At 55.1% G+C, this 17835-nt stretch carries 15 protein-coding genes; 12 read left to right on the top strand and 3 right to left on the bottom strand.

What is annotated here, in order from left to right:
- Positions 1-7 precede the first annotated feature (7 nt).
- From bolA to AC3WS9_RS16715, 9 genes are all read left to right on the top strand, one after another.
- Positions 8-325 (top strand): transcriptional regulator BolA, encoded by a 318-nt coding sequence (bolA, locus tag AC3WS9_RS16755; protein WP_012016307.1) that lies wholly within the window; start codon positions 8-10, stop codon positions 323-325.
- Positions 326-658: 333 nt separating this feature from the next.
- Positions 659-1957, top strand: a complete 1299-nt coding sequence (gene tig, locus AC3WS9_RS16750) for a trigger factor (RefSeq protein ID WP_095281002.1) — start codon at positions 659-661, stop codon at positions 1955-1957.
- Between the two features lie 259 nt (positions 1958-2216).
- Complete coding sequence (gene clpP, locus AC3WS9_RS16745; RefSeq protein ID WP_003021624.1) at positions 2217-2840, top strand: ATP-dependent Clp endopeptidase proteolytic subunit ClpP; 624 nt, start codon at positions 2217-2219, stop codon at positions 2838-2840.
- A 126-nt stretch (positions 2841-2966) separates the two neighbouring features.
- The gene (clpX, locus tag AC3WS9_RS16740; RefSeq protein ID WP_095281003.1) at positions 2967-4241 is read left to right on the top strand and encodes an ATP-dependent protease ATP-binding subunit ClpX; all 1275 of its coding nucleotides are present in this window, start codon (positions 2967-2969) and stop codon (positions 4239-4241) included.
- 181 nt (positions 4242-4422) lie between these two features.
- Complete coding sequence (gene lon, locus AC3WS9_RS16735; protein ID WP_282492624.1) at positions 4423-6777, top strand: endopeptidase La; 2355 nt, start codon at positions 4423-4425, stop codon at positions 6775-6777.
- Between the two features lie 210 nt (positions 6778-6987).
- Entirely contained in the window at positions 6988-7260 is a 273-nt protein-coding gene (hupB, locus tag AC3WS9_RS16730) for a nucleoid-associated protein HU-beta (RefSeq protein WP_010428111.1), read from the top strand.
- A gap of 212 nt (positions 7261-7472) precedes the next feature.
- A complete protein-coding gene (gene ppiD, locus AC3WS9_RS16725) occupies positions 7473-9347 on the top strand; it encodes a peptidylprolyl isomerase (RefSeq protein ID WP_285150560.1) in 1875 nt (624 codons plus the stop codon).
- Positions 9348-9495: 148 nt separating this feature from the next.
- A complete protein-coding gene (locus AC3WS9_RS16720; RefSeq protein ID WP_492489424.1) occupies positions 9496-9882 on the top strand; it encodes a helix-hairpin-helix domain-containing protein in 387 nt (128 codons plus the stop codon).
- A gap of 98 nt (positions 9883-9980) precedes the next feature.
- Positions 9981-10379, top strand: coding sequence for a YbgC/FadM family acyl-CoA thioesterase (locus AC3WS9_RS16715; RefSeq protein ID WP_095281007.1), 399 nt, complete (start codon positions 9981-9983; stop codon positions 10377-10379).
- A 42-nt stretch (positions 10380-10421) separates the two neighbouring features.
- Here the strand turns inward: AC3WS9_RS16715 and queC are convergent, their stop codons facing one another.
- The 3 genes from queC to AC3WS9_RS16700 form a co-directional block, all read right to left on the bottom strand.
- Positions 10422-11117 carry a 7-cyano-7-deazaguanine synthase QueC gene (gene queC, locus AC3WS9_RS16710; RefSeq protein WP_282492621.1) on the bottom strand — a complete coding sequence of 232 codons (696 nt, stop codon included), beginning with the start codon at positions 11115-11117 and terminating at the stop codon, positions 10422-10424.
- Between the two features lie 67 nt (positions 11118-11184).
- Positions 11185-12885: an SgrR family transcriptional regulator gene (locus AC3WS9_RS16705; protein ID WP_285145207.1), complete on the bottom strand. Its 1701-nt coding sequence runs from the start codon at positions 12883-12885 to the stop codon at positions 11185-11187.
- 24 nt (positions 12886-12909) lie between these two features.
- Positions 12910-13797, bottom strand: a complete 888-nt coding sequence (locus tag AC3WS9_RS16700) for a LysR substrate-binding domain-containing protein (protein WP_390888240.1) — start codon at positions 13795-13797, stop codon at positions 12910-12912.
- A gap of 209 nt (positions 13798-14006) precedes the next feature.
- On the opposite strand from AC3WS9_RS16700, the gene AC3WS9_RS16695 reads away from it, so the two are divergent.
- The 3 genes from AC3WS9_RS16695 (at position 14007) to cof (ending at position 17820) form a co-directional block, all read left to right on the top strand.
- Positions 14007-15209 carry an MFS transporter gene (locus AC3WS9_RS16695; protein ID WP_492489421.1) on the top strand — a complete coding sequence of 401 codons (1203 nt, stop codon included), beginning with the start codon at positions 14007-14009 and terminating at the stop codon, positions 15207-15209.
- Positions 15199-16383: an amidohydrolase gene (locus tag AC3WS9_RS16690; RefSeq protein ID WP_492489419.1), complete on the top strand. Its 1185-nt coding sequence runs from the start codon at positions 15199-15201 to the stop codon at positions 16381-16383. Before AC3WS9_RS16695 ends, AC3WS9_RS16690 begins: the two co-directional genes overlap by 11 nt.
- Positions 16384-17001: 618 nt before the next feature.
- Positions 17002-17820 (top strand): HMP-PP phosphatase, encoded by an 819-nt coding sequence (cof, locus tag AC3WS9_RS16685; RefSeq protein WP_492489417.1) that lies wholly within the window; start codon positions 17002-17004, stop codon positions 17818-17820.
- The last annotated feature ends 15 nt before the right edge of the window (positions 17821-17835 follow it).

The raw sequence follows: 17835 nt of genomic DNA, 5'->3' as shown, positions 1-17835 counted from the left end.
TAATATCATGATGATACGTGAACAGATCGAAGAAAAACTAAGGACAGCGTTTAATCCCGTGTTCCTCGAAGTTGTCGATGAGAGCTACCGTCATAATGTGCCGGCCGGTTCTGAAAGCCATTTCAAAGTGGTGTTAGTGAGCGACCGCTTCGCGGGAGAACGCTTTCTCAATCGTCACCGTATGATCTACGGAACGCTGACGGAAGAACTCTCCACCACCGTGCATGCGCTGGCACTGCATACTTACACCATAAAAGAGTGGGAAGGATTGCAGGATACGATCTTCGCCTCACCGCCATGTCGAGGGGCGGGAAGCATCGCCTGATAAATCCGATTTGCAACCGCTGGAGTTTTTCCAGTATGTTGCATACAGAATGATGTCAAGACGGCCTGCGGGCCGTTTTGTTTTGTCTGCGTTTTGAACGTGTGGGGCGAATTTTAGGCCAAAAACAGCCTTAAATTGTGAAAAAAGCCGCAGCAAGAAGCCCCAACCGTTCTCGACTCACCCAAGTGATGCCGCTATAATGCCGCGTCTTAATGAATGTCTTCGGGATGATTCTGGCGACAGGGAATGTGAATCTGCTAAATAGTGAGCATCCCGGTATTGCGAGACAAATTCAGAGTTGACCGAGCACTGTGATTTTTTTGAGGTAACAAGATGCAAGTTTCAGTTGAAACCACTCAAGGCCTTGGCCGCCGTGTAACGATTACTATCGCTGCTGACAGCATCGAAACTGCTGTGAAAAGCGAGCTGGTCAACGTAGCAAAAAAAGTACGTATTGACGGCTTCCGTAAGGGTAAAGTACCGATGAATGTCGTTGCTCAGCGTTATGGCGCTTCTGTTCGCCAGGACGTGCTGGGTGACCTGATGAGCCGCAACTTCATTGATGCCATCATCAAAGAAAAAATCAATCCAGCTGGCGCACCGAACTACGTTCCGGGCGAATACAAACTGGGCGAAGACTTCACCTACTCCGTAGAGTTCGAAGTGTACCCGGAAGTTGAGCTGAAAGGTCTGGAAACCATCGAAGTTGAAAAACCAGTTGTCGAAGTGACCGACGCTGACGTTGATGGCATGCTGGACACTCTGCGTAAGCAGCAGGCGAACTGGAAAGACAAAGACGGCGCTGTTGATGCAGAAGACCGCGTCACCATCGACTTCTCCGGCTCTGTAGACGGCGAAGAGTTCGAAGGCGGCAAAGCGTCTGACTTCGTACTGGCGATGGGCCAGGGTCGTATGATCCCAGGCTTCGAAGACGGTATCAAAGGCCACAAAGCGGGCGAAGAGTTCACCATCGACGTGACCTTCCCTGAAGAGTACCACGCTGAAAACCTGAAAGGTAAAGCAGCGAAGTTCGTCATCAACCTGAAGAAAGTTGAAGAGCGCGAACTGCCAGAACTGACTGAAGAATTCATCAAACGTTTCGGCGTTGAAGATGGTTCCGTAGCGGGTCTGCGTGCAGAAGTGCGTAAAAACATGGAGCGCGAGCTGAATGGCGCCGTGCGTAACCGTGTGAAATCTCAGGCTATCGAAGGTCTGGTGAAAGCGAACGAAATCGACGTTCCTGCAGCACTGATTGACAGCGAAATCGACGTTCTGCGTCGCCAGGCTGCACAGCGCTTCGGTGGTAACCAGCAGCAAGCGCTGGAACTGCCTCGTGAACTGTTCGAAGAGCAGGCTAAACGCCGCGTTGTTGTCGGTCTGCTGCTGGGCGAAGTGATTCGTACCCACGAGCTGAAAGCTGACGAAGACCGCGTGAAAGGCCTGATCGAAGAGATGGCTTCTGCTTACGAAGATCCACGTGAAGTGGTTGAGTTCTACGGCAGCAACAAAGAGCTGATGGACAACATGCGCAACGTAGCCCTGGAAGAGCAGGCTGTTGAAGCGGTGCTGGCTAAAGCGAAAGTGTCTGAAAAAGCCACTTCTTTCAACGAACTGATGAACCAGCAGGCGTAATTCAGCCCCAACGGTTTAAAGTTTGAACAAAAACCCGTTGCCTTCTGGTGACGGGTTTTTTTATCGCAGTAATAGCCCAGGAAGAGTGCTAAAACGCCCTTTCAGTGTTAGCGTTACAGCAAAAGATTGTTATGCTTGAAATATGGCGATGCCGTCCCCATAAGTGTGTAATCACGATGAATGAGACTGGCTGATAATCCGTCCATAAGGTTACAATCAGTACAGCAGGTATTTTCCAATTTTTATCCAGGAGACGGAAATGTCATACAGTGGCGAACGAGATAACTTTGCACCCCATATGGCTCTGGTGCCTATGGTTATCGAACAGACCTCTCGCGGGGAACGTTCTTTTGATATCTATTCCCGTCTGCTCAAGGAACGCGTTATCTTTCTGACCGGCCAGGTGGAAGACCACATGGCGAACCTGATTGTGGCGCAGATGCTGTTCCTGGAAGCGGAAAACCCGGAAAAAGACATTTACCTGTATATTAACTCCCCAGGCGGCGTCATCACTGCCGGGATGTCCATCTATGACACCATGCAGTTCATCAAGCCTGACGTCAGCACCATTTGTATGGGGCAGGCGGCATCCATGGGGGCGTTCCTGCTGACGGCAGGCGCGAAGGGCAAACGTTTCTGTCTGCCAAATTCCCGCGTGATGATTCACCAGCCGCTGGGCGGATACCAGGGTCAGGCGACAGATATTGAAATTCATGCGCGTGAAATTCTGAAAGTGAAAGGGCGCATGAATGAACTTATGGCGCACCACACGGGTCAATCACTTGAGCAGATCGAGCGTGATACCGAGCGCGATCGCTTCCTCTCCGCATCAGAGGCAGTTGAGTACGGCTTAGTCGACTCCATTTTGACCCATCGTAATTGATGCCCACGGCGCGAGTGTGCCGCTATACTAAGGTAGGCGGCACTTTGCTTCATAGCGACTTGCGTCTGAGAATGGCATTTGCGTCGTCATGTGCGGCACAAAGAACTTAATAAGAGGTTTGGACTCATGACAGATAAACGCAAAGATGGTTCGGGCAAACTGCTGTACTGCTCTTTTTGCGGCAAAAGCCAGCATGAAGTGCGTAAACTGATTGCCGGGCCGTCCGTGTATATCTGCGACGAATGTGTCGATTTATGTAACGACATCATCCGCGAAGAGATTAAAGAAGTAGCGCCTCACCGTGAGCGCAGCGCATTGCCGACTCCACACGAGATCCGTCATCATCTTGATGATTACGTTATCGGCCAGGAACCGGCAAAAAAAGTGCTGGCCGTTGCGGTGTACAACCACTACAAACGTCTGCGTAACGGCGACACCAGCAATGGTGTTGAACTCGGCAAAAGTAACATTCTGCTGATCGGCCCAACGGGTTCCGGTAAAACGCTGCTGGCTGAAACGCTGGCACGCCTGCTGGACGTTCCGTTCACCATGGCGGATGCGACCACTCTGACCGAAGCCGGTTACGTGGGTGAAGACGTTGAAAACATCATTCAGAAACTGCTGCAGAAGTGCGACTACGACGTACAGAAAGCACAGCGCGGTATCGTTTACATCGATGAGATCGACAAGATCTCCCGTAAATCCGATAACCCGTCTATCACCCGTGACGTCTCGGGCGAGGGCGTTCAGCAGGCTCTGCTGAAGCTGATTGAAGGTACCGTTGCCGCTGTTCCGCCGCAGGGCGGACGTAAGCATCCGCAGCAGGAGTTCTTGCAGGTTGATACCTCCAAGATCCTGTTCATCTGTGGCGGTGCGTTTGCAGGCCTGGATAAAGTGATCGCGAACCGCGTTGAAACCGGCTCCGGCATTGGTTTTGGCGCGACGGTGAAAGCCAAGTCCGAGAAAGCGAACGAAGGCGAACTGCTGTCGCAGGTTGAGCCAGAAGATTTGATCAAGTTTGGTCTGATCCCTGAGTTCATCGGTCGTCTGCCGGTCGTGGCAACGCTGAATGAGCTGAGCGAAGATGCGCTGATTCAGATCCTGAAAGAGCCGAAAAATGCGCTGACCAAGCAGTATCAGGCATTGTTCAATCTCGAAGGTGTGGATCTGGAATTCCGTGACGAAGCGCTGGTCGCTATCGCCAAGAAAGCGATGGTCCGTAAAACGGGTGCGCGTGGTCTGCGCTCTATCGTTGAAGCCGCGCTGCTCGACACCATGTACGATTTACCGTCCATGGAAGATGTCGAAAAAGTGGTGATCGACGAGTCCGTGATCAGCGGCCAGTCTAAGCCAATGCTGATGTATGGCAAGCCGGAAGCGCAGCAGGCATCTGGCGAATAATTAGCCAAATCATACAAGCAGTTAATCAAAAAGGGGGGATTTTATCTCCCCTTTTATTTTTCCGTATTCATAGCGTTGAATGTGTGGGAAACATCCCCATATACTGGTTACATGTTTATGGTTGTGTAACACAGTGACATGACCTGCTTACCTGGCGGACACTAAACTAAGAGAGAGCTCTATGAATCCTGAGCGTTCTGAACGCATTGAAATCCCCGTATTGCCGCTGCGCGATGTGGTGGTTTATCCGCACATGGTCATACCCTTATTTGTAGGGCGGGAAAAATCTATCCGTTGCCTTGAAGCCGCCATGGATCATGATAAAAAAATCATGCTGGTTGCGCAGAAAGAAGCATCAACGGATGAGCCGGGTGTAAACGATCTTTTCACCGTCGGGACCGTGGCCTCTATTTTACAAATGCTGAAGCTGCCTGACGGCACCGTGAAGGTGCTGGTAGAAGGCTTGCAGCGTGCGCGTATCACCACTCTTTCTGACGACGGCGAGCACTTCTCTGCGAAAGCGGAGTACCTTGAGTCTCCTGCGCTCGACGAGCGCGAGCAGGAAGTGCTGGTGCGCACCGCGATTAGCCAGTTCGAAGGCTACATCAAGCTGAACAAAAAAATCCCACCAGAAGTGCTGACGTCGCTCAACAGCATCGACGATCCTGCGCGTCTGGCGGATACCATCGCTGCACACATGCCGCTTAAGCTGGCTGACAAACAGTCTGTGCTGGAGATGTCCGACGTGAACGAACGTCTGGAATATCTGATGGCGATGATGGAATCTGAAATCGATCTGCTGCAGGTTGAGAAACGCATTCGCAACCGCGTCAAAAAGCAGATGGAAAAATCTCAGCGCGAGTACTATCTGAACGAGCAAATGAAAGCCATTCAGAAAGAGCTCGGCGAGATGGACGACGCGCCAGACGAAAACGAAGCGCTGAAGCGTAAGATCGACGCGGCGAAAATGCCGAAAGAGGCAAAAGAGAAAGCCGAAGCAGAACTGCAGAAGCTGAAAATGATGTCTCCGATGTCCGCTGAAGCGACCGTGGTTCGCGGCTATATCGAATGGATGGTTCAGGTACCCTGGAACGCCCGCAGCAAGGTGAAAAAAGACCTGCGTCAGGCGCAAGAGATCCTCGACACTGACCATTACGGCCTCGAGCGCGTCAAAGACCGCATCCTTGAGTATCTTGCGGTTCAGAGCCGTGTGAACAAGCTGAAGGGCCCAATTCTGTGCCTCGTAGGGCCTCCTGGTGTGGGTAAAACCTCTCTGGGTCAGTCCATTGCCAAAGCCACCGGACGTAAATACATCCGTATGGCGCTCGGCGGCGTGCGTGACGAAGCGGAAATTCGCGGTCACCGTCGGACTTACATCGGCTCTATGCCGGGCAAACTGATTCAGAAAATGGCGAAAGTGGGCGTTAAAAACCCGCTGTTCCTGCTCGATGAGATCGACAAAATGTCTTCGGACATGCGTGGCGATCCGGCGTCGGCGCTGCTGGAAGTGTTAGATCCAGAACAGAACGTGGCGTTCAGCGATCACTACCTGGAAGTGGACTACGATCTGAGCGATGTGATGTTCGTGGCAACCTCTAACTCGATGAACATTCCGGCTCCGCTGCTGGATCGTATGGAAGTGATCCGTCTGTCCGGTTACACGGAAGACGAAAAGCTGAACATCGCCAAGCGCCATCTGCTGTCAAAACAGATTGAGCGTAACGCGCTGAAAGAGAGCGAAATTACGGTCGACGATAGTGCCATTATCAGCATTATTCGTTACTACACTCGCGAAGCGGGCGTGCGTAGCCTTGAGCGTGAAATCTCGAAACTGTGCCGTAAGGCGGTGAAACAGCTGCTGCTGGATAAATCCCTGAAACACATTGAGATTAACGGCGACAATCTGCACGAATATCTGGGCGTACAGCGCTTCGATTATGGTCGTGCCGATAACGAAAACCGCGTGGGCCAGGTGACCGGTCTGGCATGGACGGAAGTGGGCGGCGATCTGCTGACCATTGAAACCGCCTGTGTGCCAGGCAAAGGCAAGCTGACCTACACCGGTTCTCTGGGCGAAGTGATGCAGGAGTCCATCCAGGCTGCGCTGACCGTGGTCCGTGCGCGTGCGGAGAAGCTGGGTATTAATCCGGACTTCTACGAAAAACGCGACATCCACGTTCACGTTCCGGAAGGGGCAACGCCGAAAGACGGTCCAAGTGCGGGTATCGCTATGTGTACCGCGCTGGTGTCCTGTCTGACGGGTAACCCGGTTCGCGCTGATGTGGCGATGACCGGTGAGATCACCCTGCGTGGTCTGGTGCTGCCAATCGGTGGTTTGAAAGAAAAACTGCTGGCTGCGCACCGCGGTGGTATTAAAACCGTATTGATCCCGCATGAGAACAAACGTGATCTGGAAGAGATTCCTGACAATGTTATCGCCGATCTCGATATCCATCCGGTGAAACGCATTGAGGAGGTTCTGAGCCTCGCGCTGCAGAATGAGCCCTCTGGAATGCAGGTTGTAACCGCAAAATAGTGACCTCGCGCAAAGAGCGTTAAGAAAAACAAGGCTGACAGGTGATTTCTCACTTGCCAGCCTTTTTTTGTATAGCTAATTTAGATTGCTGATTGGGTTAGCCATCAACAACGGGTGTTGTAAGGTCATGGCAGGCCTGATATAACTGCTGCGCGGTCGCGTCGTGAAGGATTCAGGCGCGATATAAATTATAAAGAGAGGAAGAGAACAGTGAATAAATCTCAACTGATTGACAAAATTGCTGCGGGTGCTGATATCTCTAAAGCTGCGGCTGGACGTGCGTTAGATGCATTAATTGCCTCTGTAACTGAATCTCTGCAATCCGGGGATGACGTTGCGCTGGTAGGTTTTGGTACTTTTGCTGTTAAAGAGCGTGCTGCCCGTACTGGCCGCAACCCTCAGACCGGTAAAGAGATCACCATCGCTGCCGCTAAAGTGCCAGGTTTCCGTGCAGGTAAAGCACTGAAAGACGCAGTAAACTGATCGCTTTCTCGTTCAAGGGAAGTTGAAAAGTACAAGGGCGCATCATTTGATGTGCCTTTTTTGTTTGTCCCGGGCGACTTTATGCGACTTTATGCGAGTTGTGGGCTGACATTTACCCCGGTTTCTTGTCACAATACGACCCTTACGCGCTGCGGTCAGGATATTTCCCAGCGTGAGGTCACAAGTCACCTACAGCGGAGTGTGGTTTCACCATGATGGACAACTTACGCACGGCTGCTAACAGTCTCGTGCTCAAGATTATTTTCGGTATCATTATCGTGTCGTTCATTCTGACCGGCGTGAGTGGATACCTGATTGGCGGAAGCAGCAACTACGCCGCCAAAGTAAATGGCCAGGAAATCAGCCGCGGGCAGTTTGAAAATGCCTTTGCCGGGGAACGTAATCGCATGCAGCAACAGCTGGGCGATCAGTTCTCTGAGCTTGCAGCGAACGAAGGCTACATGAAAACCTTACGTCAGCAGACCGTAAACCGTCTTATCGACGAAGCGCTGCTGGACCAGTATGCCAGACACCTGGGCCTCGGCATCAGCGACGATCAGGTTAAGAAAGCCATCTTTGCAACTCAGGCTTTCCAGAACAACGGCAAATTCGACAACACGCGCTACACCTCTATCGTCAATCAGATGGGCATGACCCCGGACCAGTACGCTCAGGCGCTGCGCAACCAGCTGACGACACAGCAGCTGATCAACGCGGTCGTCGGTACCGATTTCATGCTGAAAGGCGAGACTGACGAGCTGGCAGCCCTGGTGGCGCAGCAGCGTGTGGTTCGCACGGCCACGATTGACGTCAACGCCCTGGCGGCAAAACAGTCGGTCAGCGACGACGAAATCAAAGCCTACTACGAGCAGAACAAAAACAACTTCACCGCTCCTGAGCAGTTCCGCGTCAGCTACATCAAGCTGGATGCCGCTGCGATGCAGGAAACCGCGTCTGACAGCGAAATCCAGTCTTACTACGACCAGCATCAGGATCAGTTCACTCAGGCTCAGCGTAACCGCTACAGCGTGATTCAGACCAAAACCGAGGCGGATGCTAAGGCGATTGTCGACGAGCTGGCCAAAGGCGCTGATTTTGCCGCGCTGGCGAAAGAAAAATCCACCGACATCATCTCTGCGAAAAACGGCGGGGATATGGGCTGGCTGGAAGATGCGACTACCCCAGATGAGCTGAAAAACGCGGGCCTGAAAGAGAAAGGTCAATTGTCCGGTGTGATCAAATCTTCCGTTGGCTTCCTGGTGGCGCGTCTGGATGATGTTCAGCCTGCCAAAACCAAACCGCTGGCTGACGTTCGCGATGATATCGCAGCGAAAGTGAAGCAGGAAAAAGCGCTGGATGCTTACTACGCTCTGCAGCAGAAAGTGAGTGACGCGGCAAGCAATGACAACGAATCCCTGGCGGGCGCAGAACAGGCCGCTGGCGTGAAAGCCGTTGAAACAGGCTGGTTCGGTCACGATAACCTGCCAGAAGAGCTGAACTTCAAGCCGGTTGCTGACGCTATCTTCAACGGTGGCCTGGTGGGTGAGAACGGCACGCCGGGCAGCAACTCTGACATCATTACCGTGGACGGCGATCGTGCATTTGTGGTGCGCGTAGCAGAACACAAACCAGAAGCCATCAAGCCGCTGGATGCTGTGAAAGATCAGATTGCAACGCTGGTGAAACACACCAAAGCGGAACAGCAGGCGAAGCTGGATGCAGAAAAACTGCTGGCTGAGCTGAAAGCAGGCAAAGGTGACGCGGCGCTGAAAGCGGCAGGTCTGAGCTTCGGTGAGGCGAAAACCCTGAGCCGTACCGGTCAGGATCCGGTGAGCCAGGCGGCGTTTGGTCTGAGCCTGCCAGCGAAAGACAAACCGAGCTTTGGTACGGCGTCAGATATGCAGGGCAACATTGTTCTGCTGGCGCTGGACGAAGTGAAAGCAGGCACCATGCCGGAAGAGCAGAAAAAGGCGATGGTTCAGGGGATCACCCAGAACAACGCCCAGATCGCTTTCGAAGCACTGATGAGCAACCTGCGTAAAGACGCCAAAATCAAGCTGGGCGATATCATCACGCAGCAGCAGTAATTACGGCGCTGCTCGCAGATTTTCGCAACGCTCTGCAACATTCAAAGGCCGCTTTCGCGGCCTTTTCCATTTCTGAAATCTGCTGTTTGTGCTTGTTTTGCCGGGGCGATATCGTTCCCTCGCTGTCAACAAACAAGGAGAAAACAGCATGAAACGTGGAATCAAAGCACTCTTTATCACTCTTGCGATCGCCACTACGGGGGTGAGTTGTAGCGCACTGGCGACGACACCGGCGGCGAAAACCCATACCGTTGCGACAACGGCGGAAGTCGCCAGCCCTGACGCTACCGCTTCACAGCCGAAGGCAACGGTGAGCAACAAAGCGGTCGATGACGAAGGTACCCGGGTCAGTATCAACTCGGCGTCGGCAGAAGATCTGGCGCGCGCCATGAACGGCGTGGGGCTTAAAAAGGCGCAGGCCATTGTCGGCTATCGCGACGAATACGGCCCGTTCAAAACGCTCGACGATCTGAAGCAGGTGCCGGGGATTGGCAGCGCACTGGTTGAGCGCAACCTCGCACACCTGACACTCTAATCACACAATAACTTGCACAGTGGCAAAATTTTGCCAGGATAAAGAGGTCATACCAGTTATGACCTCTTACCCTATAACAACTTCAAGGCTTGTGCGCTATGCAGACTCAGATCAAAGTACGCGGATACCATCTCGACGTTTACCAGCACGTGAACAATGCTCGTTATCTCGAATTCCTCGAAGAGGCTCGCTGGGACGGGCTGGAAAACAGTGAAAGCTTCCAGTGGCTCACGGCGCACAACATCGCTTTTGTGGTTGCCAATATCAACATCAACTACCGCCGTCCGGCCGTGCTCGGCGATCGCCTGACGGTGACCAGCCAGTTGCAACAGCTAAACGGGAAAAGCGGCGTGTTGAGCCAGGTGGTAACGCTCGACCCGGAAGGGCAGGTTGTTGCCGATGCGCTGATTACCTTTGTCTGTATCGATTTGAAAACGCAGAAAGCGCTGCCGCTGGAAGGGGAATTACGCGAGAAGCTTGATCTGTTAATTGAATAATTTGCGACCGGGTGAAGGTGATTCACCCGGACAAACAGCGGCTTACTTCAGCCCGGTCTTTTTCTTCATCAGGGCCATCACACCAGGCTTATCGGCCAGGTAGTGATTCAGGCCGTTGGCGCGCAGGTTACAGGCGGCGCATTGACCACAGCCGTCACCTTTGATGCCGTTGTAGCAGGTCAGGGTTTCGTTGCGAACCAGGTCCAGTTTGCCCCAGTAATCGGCCAGCGCCCAGGTCTCAGCTTTATCGAGCCACATCAGCGGCGTTTCAAAGCGGGTCTCTTTTGCCATACCCAGATCGACGGCGTGATTGAGCGCTTTCACAAACTCGTCGCGGCAGTCCGGGTAGCCGGAGAAATCCGTTTCACACACGCCGGTGATCACCGCTTCGGCTTTCACCTGGTAGGCGTAAATGGCGGTCAGCGTCAGGAACAGAATATTGCGGCCAGGCACGAAGGTATTCGGAATGCCGCTCGAATCCGGCTCATAGTCGGGAACGGGAATACTGTCGCGCGTCAGGCTGCTGACGGCCAGTTCGTTTAACAGCGTGACGTCCAGCACCTTGTGCGCGCGTGCGCCCAGTTTCAGCGCCAGTTCGCGGGCAACGTCGATTTCAGCGCGATGGCGCTGACCATAATCAAACGTCACGCAATGCACTTCATCATACTGATGCAGGGCCTGAACCAGACAGGTGGTGGAATCCTGTCCTCCGCTGAACACGACGACGGCACGTTTCATAAATAAGTCTCAACAGTATCGGTAAAAACAATATGGTAACGTCTGGCACGCGTGGCGACCAGCTTCTTCACGCGCTCGGGGCCGGAAGCCAGGCCTGCGAAAAATCAAACCAGCCGCGGGTATTGAGGCGAATGCCGTTCACCCCCGGCGGGGCGCTGATCTGATACTGATAGTTAAACAGCGGCGTCAGCACCGCGTTTTCCATCAGATGGGTGAAAATCGACTGCAGGCCCGAGTGCCTGGCCTGCTCGCTGATCTGCATCTGTACCGCATCCAGCGTCGCCTGCAGGTGCGCAAACTGCGGCGCACTCAGCAGATGCGGCCACAGCGTGTCGCAGCGCAGCCACTGCTCCAGCGTATACCCCGGCGCTTCACCGATCAGCCTGTCGCCCATCATCAGATCGGCTTGTGCAAAATAGCTACAGCCGTCCCAGGTTTTCGCGTCGTGGAAAATGACCGTCAGCGCGCAGCCCTCTTTTGCCAGATACTGTTTGAGCTGCTCGGCCATGGTGTGTAACTCGACCGGCAAATGGTAGATCAGGGTCAGCGCTTCGGGGAGCGCGACATCTTTCAGCTCCGGCCAGTCAGGGATCGTCCAGCCCGGCAGTAACTCATGCGCAGGCGTGATCAGGTTTTCATCCAGCGGCAGCGTGTGCAGAAGCGTGGTGTGATGGATGATATTGATGAGGCGCTGCGCCTGCCGTTTACTCAGGCGTCCGCTCTGTTTCAGGGTAAGATAGCAAAACCCGAGGCTGGTACTGCTGCTGACCAGCCGCAGATTCGCCAGTTCGTCAGGCTCGCCGATGGCGATCTGTACCGGATGGCGACAACTGGTGCCTAAATCCTGCTCGAACAGTTGCGGGGTGATCCAGAATTCGATGGCCTTGAGCAACGGGTGGCTGAGATGGTACTGCTCATGACACTCCAGCCGCACCAGATCGGGATCAAACACGGCGAGCCGGAATGGGCCGCTGCCGATCAACGGCTGCTCGGGATGGGCCAGACGGCTGCAGTAGCTTGCCAGGCGATGAGCCAGCCAGTAATCCGGCTGGTGCAACACGAAGGTCAGGCACTGAGGGTGGGTCACCTCAACGTGCAGCACGCTGCTAAACAGCCGCCGCAGGGCGGGAAGGGCAAAGAGTTCCAGCAGACTGGCGCGCAGTTGCGCCGTTTCGACCTTATCGCCGTTATGCCAGTGCAGCGTCGAGCGAATGTAAAAGTGCCAGCGCAAGCCATCGGCAGACACCTCCCAGTGGTGGGCAAGATCGCCAGCCGGTTCGCGGCTGTCACCGTCAAACCGCGTCAGCCCGGAGAACACCTGGCCGACCAGGTGCTGCTCCGCGCGCCCCGGTAAAAAGCCCGAATGGAGCGGATCGAGGGAGCGATAGTAGGGGATGCGCAGCGTCGGCGTGTCGTTCTGCCACTGCCCGCCGAGGAAAGGGTGTAGCAATGCCCGTAGTTCCGGGGCGTCGAGCTGCGCCAGCTCTAAGGCATCGTGTTGCAGCCCGCGCGTCAGCGCCTGCTCCATCATCTCATTGCGCAGACTGTCGGGCGTGACGTGAAAAGTTAAGGTGCCGCGTTTACCGCGTCCGGATTGCGCTTGCCAGCTCAGCCAGCCCGCCTCCTGCGCCTGGCGCAACAGCGTACGCACGTGCCGCTCGCTGCAAAAACAGCGTTCCGCCAGTTCCGCCACGGTAATCTGCTGAGGCTCACCGGCAGAGGGTTGCCAGAGGCGTTGAAACTGATTCAGTCTGTTGAGTTGACGCATCGTTGCTGCCCTGAGGATGAAAAGTTAATGCCAGTGGTACGCCTGACAGTGTTGACGCAGCAGATCCAGCAGCCGCCGCGCAGCAAAGGTCAGCGGCGATTTTTGCGAATACAGCACGTGATATTCCGCCTGCGGCAGGCTGTCGATATTCAGCATACACAGCTGGTCCTGCAAACCAAACGGAGCCTGCATCGCGCGCGCCACGATGGTCAGATAATCCGACGCTAATACCAGACTCAGCCCGGAGATCATCGAGTCCGTGCGAAGGGGCGTTTGCGCCAACGGCGGCAGAAGTTCATTCACCGCCAGCTGCTGGTAATACCCCATGTCGGTCTCCGGCAGCACCCAGCGCGCATTTTGCAGCGCGTCGAAGGTGGTTGCCTCCGCCAGCGGATGTCCTTTACGGGCGATAATCCCGAATGAGGCATTGAACAGCGGCTCGCGCACCAGATCGTCCAGCGGGAACCCTGGCCCGGCGGTACCGACGGCAAAATCCAGTCGTCCTTCACGCAGGGCCGGTAACAGCATCGACAGCTGTCCCTCTTTCACCAGCAGCGTGGACTGGGGAAACTGCGCTTTGAAGGCGTCGTTGAGCGCCGGAAAAACCGTTACCGCGAGGAGTGAGGAGAACCCCATCGCCACCGCGCCCTGCGAGAACTGGTCGATCTGCCGGATCTCATCGGCCGCCCGCTCCAGCTCCTCAAGAATAAACTGCATGCGCTGGGAAAAGGCCCGCCCGGTTTCCGTTAACGTCATCCCCTGATTCCCGCGCACGATCAGCCGGGTCTCCAGCGTCTGCTCCAGTTCACGCAAGGTTCTGCTGACCGCCGGTTGAGATAGCCCGAGCGCCCTGGCCGCGCCGCGTATACTGCCGCTGCGGATAACCTGCTGAAACACCTTCAGTTGCTGCAACTTTGGCAAATAACGCAACGCCAGCCCCTATCAGTAAAAAGTATCACCTGTACAAAAATTGTATCTTATGGCGGGGTGGTAAAGCTGCTAACGTCGATGAAGATAAAACATAAAACGTTGTTGTTCAGTCTGTTATGTGATGCATGTCGCATTTTACCTTCACCTGTCGATACCCCTCCGGCGAGGTGATAACAAAAGAGATATCGGCTATGAAGAATCGTTTCCTGATGATTTTCCTGCTCTTTGTCGGCTATGTGGTGGTGTATCTCGACAAAACGGTGATGGGCTTTGCGCTCCTGCCCATCGAACGTGAATTTGACCTCCGTCCTGAACAGCTCGGGTATATCACCGGGATATTCTTCCTCGCCTATTCGCTGTTTCAAATTCCCGCTGGCTGGCTAAACGATCGGTTCGGCTACAAGAAAGTGCTGAGCATGTCCCTGTGCCTGCTCGGCGGCTTCGCGCTCTGCTTCGGCATGCTGGGCTTCGGCCTGGGGCTGCTGGTCACGTTCCGCTTTTTATCCGGCATCGGCCATTCCGGCTATCCGTGCTCCTGTGCCAAAGCCGTTGTCTCTAATTTCCCTCTTGAAAAGCGCACCTTTGCCCAGTCGATCCTGCTCTCGTCGGCTGGTCTGGCGATGACCGCCGGGCCGCTGGTTGCGGTGTATAGCCTGAATTCGCTGGGCTGGCGCGGCTCCTTTTCGATCCTCGGTCTGCTGGCCTTTGCGATTGCTATCGCGATTATGCTGTGGGTGCCGAATCCGGCGCCGGTGAAAGCGCGTGCCGGAGCCGTGACCGGCTATCGCACGTTGCTGAAAAACCCGATTGTGGTCCTGCTCTTCGTCTCGATCTTCTGCATCAACATTCCGTCCTACGGCCTGATGGCGTGGCTGCCGAAGTATCTGGTACAGCAGCGCGGAATGACGCTCGATGTTTCCGGGCTGGTGGTCGCCGCGGGTGGCCTGGGTATCTGGATCTCGTCCCTCGCCACCGGCTGGCTGGTGGGGCGCTATATGCAGGGTAAAGAGCCGAAAGTGATTTTCTGCTGCGCGCTACTCAGTGCGCTGTGCATCTGGCTGGTCTACACCTCCACGTCGGCGCTGACCGCCGGGCTGCTGCTGTTCCTCGGCTACGTTTTCCTGATGGCGGCTTTCGTGACGGTCTTCACCCTGCCGATGAAACGGCTGCCGCCAGAGGTGATGGGCGCGGCGATGGGGATTATCAATACCGGCGGGACGCTGGGCGGGTTTGTCGCCCCGATTGCGATGGGCTATCTGATCACCGTCAGCCAGGGCTACCTGTCGACGTTTGTTTTTCTGGCGCTGGCAATGGTGGTTGCCGGGCTTGCCATGTTGCCGCTGGCGCTGAAAACGCGCCACGCATTAACTGAGGAGAAGTGTGATGGCATTTAATTTTGAAGCGATGCTGGCTGAAGTCAAAGACGATGTTTTACGCTGGCGCAGACACATTCATGCTCATCCTGAACTCTCATTTCAGGAGCATAACACCGCGGATTATATTGCCGGGGAACTGTCCGGTTTTGGCGGTCTGACGCTGACGCGCCTGACGCCCAACAGCGTGATTGCCGATCTGAAAGGCGCGCATGACGGGCCGTGCTATGCCCTGCGGGCCGATATCGACGCGCTGCCGATTCAGGAAGAGAACGACGAAGCCTTTTGCTCGACTATTCCCGGTGTGATGCACGCCTGCGGCCACGATGCCCATGCCGCGATGCTGCTTGGTGCAGCGAAAGTGCTGACCCAGTGTCAGTCGATGCTGCACGGTTCGGTGCGCTTTATCTTCCAGCATGCGGAAGAGGTGCCGCCAGGCGGTGCGCAGGAGCTGGTGGATCTCGGCGTGCTCGACGGTGTGGAGAAAATCTTCGGCCTGCACGTGATGCCGAATTTCCCGACCGGCGAAGTGGCGCTGAAAGAGGGCGTGTTCTGCGCATCGACGGATAACTTCGATATCACCATTGAGGGCAAAGGCGGCCACGGCTCGATGCCGCATCTGTGTATCGATCCTGTGACCATCGGCGCGGAAGTGGTGTTGACCCTGCAAAACGTGGTCTCACGCCGTACCGATCCGCTGCAGGTGCCGGTCCTGACCATCGCCACCTTCCAGAGCGGAGAGAGCTATAACGTCATTCCGGAGCGCGTCAAACTGGCGGGAACCCTGCGCACCCATCACGCCAGCGTGCGCCAGCAGGTGCCGCAGCAGATGGAGCAGATGATCGCCGGGATCACCGCCGCCCACGGGGCACGCTTTACCCTGAACTGGACGCGAGGTTATGCCAGCGGCAATAACCACCCGGATGCCTGTGCGATAGCCCGCAAAGTGGTGAGCGATGCGCTGGGCGAACAGGCGCTACGCGAGATGGCTCACCCGCTGTTCGGTGGGGAAGATTTTTCCTCATACCAGCAAAAAGTACCCGGCTGCTTCCTGTTTATTGGCAGCGGGAATGAAAGCATCGGCGCGACTTACGGGGTGCACAATCCGCGATTCCGCCTCGATGAGGCGGCGCTGCAGATTGGCGTCAAACTCCATGTTGGTTTTATTCAGCACCTGCTACTTAATCAGGCCTGATTTTCACGCGCATACAAACGCTGCTTCGGCAGTAATGCTAGTCAGTTAAGCAAAATAATGAATTTAATTCATTATTTTGCTAGCTCCGGGACCTTTATGGCATCAGTGGAATTGTTCCGTTCACTTTCGTTCCTCTGCTTCCTGTCAACGCCTCAGCGATTTTCAGCCGGACTCCCGCTCCCTCAACCTTCACCTCTGTCTGCATGTGGCACCGGTGTGGGTCCCCGCTGAAATCGGCGAACCGGAGGCCGGATGACAAGGGCTGGACGCCATGGATGGCGGCCAGAGGCGAAACGAGACAGGAAGTCGAGTCGAGCCGACCGCGGGCAGCAGGCCGGGAGGTGAGCGCAGTGCGAAGCACCGATTTCATGGCGGGGCGCGGGGATTGCAAAGGGGCCGCGTGGCCCCCTTTGCACGTTCACAGGTTGTGACGCGATTATATTCTGCTGAACATGAGGTGAACGGAACAACCTCAGATGCTTAACTGATCAGCATTACTGCCCCGGCAGCGTTTTTTTATAAACCCGGAACAATAATCCTCATCTATTCACTATTACTTCCGTATATTGCGGGCAATACTGATCCCCAGATTAACCCCACTACCTTTTTGGAGTCATCATGGCGCGGCTTGCAGCATTTGATATGGACGGCACGCTCTTAATGCCGGATCACCGCTTAGGAGACAAAACCCTGAGCACGCTGAAGCGGCTGCATGAGCGTGATATCACCCTGACGTTTGCCACCGGCCGTCACGTGCTGGAGATGCGTCACCTGCTCGGCAAACTGTCGATGGATGCGTTTCTGATCACCGGCAACGGGACGCGCATTCACTCCGTCGAAGGTGACGTGCTGCACCGTCAGGATCTGGACCCGGAAGTGGCGGACCTGGTCCTGCACAGCACCTGGGATACCCAGGCCAGCATTCACGTTTTCAATGATACTGGCTGGCTGACGGGCGAAGAGATCCCGGAACTGCTTAAAGCGCACGTCTACAGCGGCTTTCGCTACCAGCTCACGGATCTGCGCCGTCTTCCTGCGCACTCGGTGACCAAGATCTGTTTCTGTGGCGATCATGACGATCTGTGCCGTCTGCGCATTCAGCTTAATGAAGTATTAGACAACCGGGCGCATCTGACCTTCTCGGCGGTAGAGTGCCTCGAAGTGCTGCCGGTGGGATGTAACAAAGGTTCCGCGCTGGCGGTACTCAGCGACCACTTAGGTCTGACGATGCAGGATTGTATGGCATTTGGCGATGCTATGAACGACCGCGAGATGCTGGGCAGCGTCGGCCGCGGTGTGATTATGGGAAATGCGATGCCACAGCTGAAGGCTGAGCTATCGCATCTCCCGGTTATTGGGCATTGCCGTAACGAAGCGGTGTCCCACTTTTTGACTCATTGGCTGGATAAACCAAACCTCCCGTATTCCCCCGAATAGTGAGACCCTTCCAGC

The sequence above is a fragment of the Lelliottia sp. EB106-05-01-XG201 genome (genome assembly GCF_058791735.1).
This window is presented reverse-complemented; position numbering and strand designations above follow the sequence as displayed.

Excerpts from the sequence above, each read along its gene's own strand:
- AC3WS9_RS16720 (WP_492489424.1), top strand. The coding sequence starts at position 9,496 with ATGAAACGTGGAATCAAAGCACTCTTTATCACTCTTGCGATCGCCACT.
- queC (WP_282492621.1), bottom strand. The coding sequence starts at position 11,117 with ATGAAACGTGCCGTCGTCGTGTTCAGCGGAGGACAGGATTCCACCACC.
- AC3WS9_RS16715 (WP_095281007.1), top strand. The coding sequence starts at position 9,981 with ATGCAGACTCAGATCAAAGTACGCGGATACCATCTCGACGTTTACCAG.
- bolA (WP_012016307.1), top strand. The coding sequence starts at position 8 with ATGATGATACGTGAACAGATCGAAGAAAAACTAAGGACAGCGTTTAAT.
- cof (WP_492489417.1), top strand. The coding sequence starts at position 17,002 with ATGGCGCGGCTTGCAGCATTTGATATGGACGGCACGCTCTTAATGCCG.
- lon (WP_282492624.1), top strand. The coding sequence starts at position 4,423 with ATGAATCCTGAGCGTTCTGAACGCATTGAAATCCCCGTATTGCCGCTG.
- tig (WP_095281002.1), top strand. The coding sequence starts at position 659 with ATGCAAGTTTCAGTTGAAACCACTCAAGGCCTTGGCCGCCGTGTAACG.
- clpP (WP_003021624.1), top strand. The coding sequence starts at position 2,217 with ATGTCATACAGTGGCGAACGAGATAACTTTGCACCCCATATGGCTCTG.
- clpX (WP_095281003.1), top strand. The coding sequence starts at position 2,967 with ATGACAGATAAACGCAAAGATGGTTCGGGCAAACTGCTGTACTGCTCT.
- ppiD (WP_285150560.1), top strand. The coding sequence starts at position 7,473 with ATGATGGACAACTTACGCACGGCTGCTAACAGTCTCGTGCTCAAGATT.
- AC3WS9_RS16690 (WP_492489419.1), top strand. The coding sequence starts at position 15,199 with ATGGCATTTAATTTTGAAGCGATGCTGGCTGAAGTCAAAGACGATGTT.
- AC3WS9_RS16705 (WP_285145207.1), bottom strand. The coding sequence starts at position 12,885 with ATGCGTCAACTCAACAGACTGAATCAGTTTCAACGCCTCTGGCAACCC.
- AC3WS9_RS16695 (WP_492489421.1), top strand. The coding sequence starts at position 14,007 with ATGAAGAATCGTTTCCTGATGATTTTCCTGCTCTTTGTCGGCTATGTG.